This window comes from Streptomyces sp. NRRL F-5630, from assembly GCF_000719475.1.
Classification (GTDB): Bacteria; Actinomycetota; Actinomycetes; order Streptomycetales; family Streptomycetaceae; genus Streptomyces.
This window is the reverse complement of sequence record NZ_JOGO01000153.1, coordinates 1-2,973: the sequence shown is the minus strand read 5'-3', so window position 1 is coordinate 2,973 and position 2,973 is coordinate 1. Positions and strand designations below refer to the sequence as shown.

Here is a 2,973-nt window from a genome sequence, read left to right as displayed (position 1 = left end):
GGGTGAGCAGGGACAGCGGCGCGTACGGGCTGGGTGGCGGGACGGGGCGGGGGAGAGGCGTGCTCGTGGCGGGTTGGGGGGGGCTCGTGCCGCGTGGGGGGACGTGCTGTGCGGCCGGGGCCGGGGCCGCGTGGCGTGCCCGTACGGGCATGGGGGCGCCGCCCGTCGCGTGGGTTTCCGCCGCTCCCGTGCGGCCCGTTAAAGTCGCCGCATGAAGACTTGGGAATACCTCACCGCGCCGCTGCTCTCGCACAACACGAAGGCCATTCTGGACAACTTCGGCCTGGACGGCTGGGAACTGGTCGCCGTGATCCCCGGCCCCAACGGCTGGGAGAACCCGGTGGCCTACATGAAGCGCGAGAAGCAGGCGTGAGCGCGGTCGAGGCGCGTCTCGCCGAGCTGGGCCTGACGCTGCCGGAGGTCGCGGCACCGCTCGCCTCGTACCAGCCGGCCGTGCGCAGCGGCGTGTACGTGTACACCGCCGGGCAGCTGCCGATGGTCGAGGGCACGCTGCCGACGACCGGGAAGGTCGGCGCCGAGGTCACCGCCGAGGAGGCGAAGGCGCTCGCGCGCGTCAGCGCGCTCAACGCGCTCGCGGCGGTGCGCTCGGTGGCCGGGGACCTGGACCGCGTCGCGCGCGTCGTGAAGGTCACCGGCTTCGTGGCCTCGGCGACGGACTTCACGGGACAGCCGGGGGTCGTCAACGGGGCGAGCGAACTGCTCGCCGAGGTCCTCGGCGAGAAGGGCGTGCACGCGCGCAGCGCCGTGGGCGTCGCGGTCCTGCCGCTGGACGCGCCGGTGGAGGTCGAGCTGATCGTGGAGCTGGAGGCGTAGCCGCTTCGCGGGAGGGCGGGAGGCGCGGCTCCTCGCGGGGGCGGGCGAGGGCGTGTCGCCTTTCCGTGGGGCAGTGGGCGCTCTTTCCGCGGAAGGCGGTGGGCGCTCGTGGGGGCGGTGGGCGCTCTTCCCGTGGCGACGGCGGGCGCTCGCCGGGGGGACGGCGGCTGGTCGGCCGGTGGGGCCGGTGGGTCGGTCGGAGGCCGGTGGCCGGTGGAATTGCTGCGGGCGGCCGGTCCTTCGAACTCCCGCGCGAGAGGCGTTAGCCTCCGAGGATGAGCGAACGTGCAGGCAAGAGCACCGGCGCACAGTGGTTCCCCGCCGACTGGCCGGACCGTATCCGCGCCCACGCGCGCGGCGACCTCGTCCCCGTGACGCCGCGCCGCGCCGCCACCGTACTGCTGCTGCGCGAGGCGCCCGAGGGTCCCGGCGGGCTTCTCGTGCACATGCTGCGCCGGCGCGCATCGATGGCCTTCGCGGCCGGCGCGTACGCGTACCCGGGCGGCGGCGTGGACCCGCGCGACAGCGAGACGGCCGTGCGCTGGGCCGGGCCCTCGCCCGCCGCGTGGGCGGAGCGCCTCGGGCTCGGCGAGGAGGGCGCGGCGCGGGCCGTCGTGTGCGCGGCGGTGCGGGAGACCTTCGAGGAGTGCGGGGTCCTGCTCGCGGGCCCGGACGCGGAGACCGTCGTCGCGGACGTCTCCGGGCCCGAGTGGGAGGCGGAGCGCGTGGCGCTCGTCGCCCACGAGACCTCGTTCGCCGAGTTCCTCAACCGCCACGCGCTCGTGCTGCGCAGCGATCTGCTCGGCGGCTGGGCGCGCTGGATCACGCCCGAGTTCGAGGCGCGCCGCTACGACACCTGGTTCTTCGTCGCCGCCCTCCCCGAGGGCCAGCGCACCCGCGAGGTCTCCACGGAGGCCGACCGCACCGAGTGGGTGCGCCCCGTGGACGCCCTGCACCGGTACGAGGAAGGGGCGCTCCAGATGATGCCGCCCACCGTCGCCACGTTGCGCGACCTCGTTCCCTACGGTTCGCTCGCCGGGGTCATGGCCGACCTGGAGGGACGCGCGCTCAAGCCAGTCCTGGCGGAAGCGCGCCTCGACGGCGACGAGGTGATCCTGACCTGGCCGGGGCACGAGGAGTTCACACGGCGGCTGCCGGGCGGAGCGCTGGCGGGGGAGGGTTCGCCGGGCGCGGTGTCGCCGGGCGGAGAGACGTCGGGCGGAGGGGCGCCGGGCGGGGGCGTGCGGGGCGAGGGATTGGCCGGTGGGGGGTCGGTCGGCGGGGGAGCGGTTGGCGGGGGTGAGGGGGCGTGAGTGCCGTGCCCGCGCTGCCGGGGAGCCCGCGCGGGGCGGTGACGAGCGGCCCGGCGACGGCGCGCGCGGTCAACGTCCTCGCGCCGAACCCCTCGGCGATGACGCTCGACGGCACGAACACGTGGATCGTCGCCGAGCCCGGGTCCGGCCTCGCGGTCGTCATCGACCCGGGTCCGCTCGACGAGGGCCACCTGGCGCACGTCATAGCCATGGCCGAACGCGCCGGGCAGCGCGTCGCGCTGACGCTGCTCACGCACGGCCACCCCGACCACGCGGAGGGCGCGGCCCGCTTCGCGGAACTGACCGGGAGCCCGGTGCGCGCGCTCGACCCGGCGCTGCGGCTGGGCGAGGAGGGACTCGCCGCGGGCGATGTCGTCACGACGGGCGGCCTCGAACTGCGCGTCGTACCGACCCCGGGTCACACGGGGGATTCGCTCTGCTTCCACCTCCCGGCGGACCGGGCCGTCCTCACGGGGGACACGGTGCTCGGACGCGGTACGACGGTGGTGGCGCACCCGGACGGGCGGCTCGGGGACTACCTCGACTCGCTGCGACGGCTGCGGACGCTGACGACGGACGACGGCGTGGACCTCGTCCTTCCGGGCCACGGCCCGGTCCTGGACGACGCGCGCGGGGCGATCGAGTACTACCTCGCGCACCGCGCGGCCCGCTTGGCGCAGGTCGAGGAGGCGGTCCGGGCGGGGCTGACGACGGCGCCGGAGGTGGTGGCCAGGGTGTACGCGGACGTGGACCGGTCGCTGTGGCCGGCGGCGGAGTGGTCGGTGGGGGCGCAGCTGGAGTACTTGCGGGAGCGGGGGGTGGGGGG

At 76.1% G+C, this 2,973-nt stretch carries 4 protein-coding genes; all 4 read left to right on the top strand.

Translation table 11 applies throughout. The features are described from left to right. Positions 1-211: 211 nt before the first annotated feature. Positions 212-373 carry a hypothetical protein gene (locus IF99_RS34555; RefSeq protein WP_199806590.1) on the top strand — a complete coding sequence of 54 codons (162 nt, stop codon included), beginning with the start codon at positions 212-214 and terminating at the stop codon, positions 371-373. Continuing rightward, entirely contained in the window at positions 370-834 is a 465-nt protein-coding gene (locus tag IF99_RS0130005; protein ID WP_031001577.1) for a RidA family protein, read from the top strand. Before IF99_RS34555 ends, IF99_RS0130005 begins: the two co-directional genes overlap by 4 nt. Before the next feature lie 275 nt (positions 835-1,109). Next, the gene (locus IF99_RS0130000; RefSeq protein WP_031001575.1) at positions 1,110-2,147 is read left to right on the top strand and encodes an NUDIX hydrolase; all 1,038 of its coding nucleotides are present in this window, start codon (positions 1,110-1,112) and stop codon (positions 2,145-2,147) included. Beyond that, on the top strand, positions 2,144-2,973 hold an 830-nt coding region (locus IF99_RS0129995), incomplete at its 3' end, for an MBL fold metallo-hydrolase (RefSeq protein WP_031001574.1). The genes IF99_RS0130000 and IF99_RS0129995, both read left to right, overlap by 4 nt.

Coding starts and splice junctions, on each gene's coding strand:
- IF99_RS34555 (WP_199806590.1), top strand. CDS start 212: ATGAAGACTTGGGAATACCTCACCGCGCCGCTGCTCTCGCACAACACG.
- IF99_RS0130000 (WP_031001575.1), top strand. CDS start 1,110: ATGAGCGAACGTGCAGGCAAGAGCACCGGCGCACAGTGGTTCCCCGCC.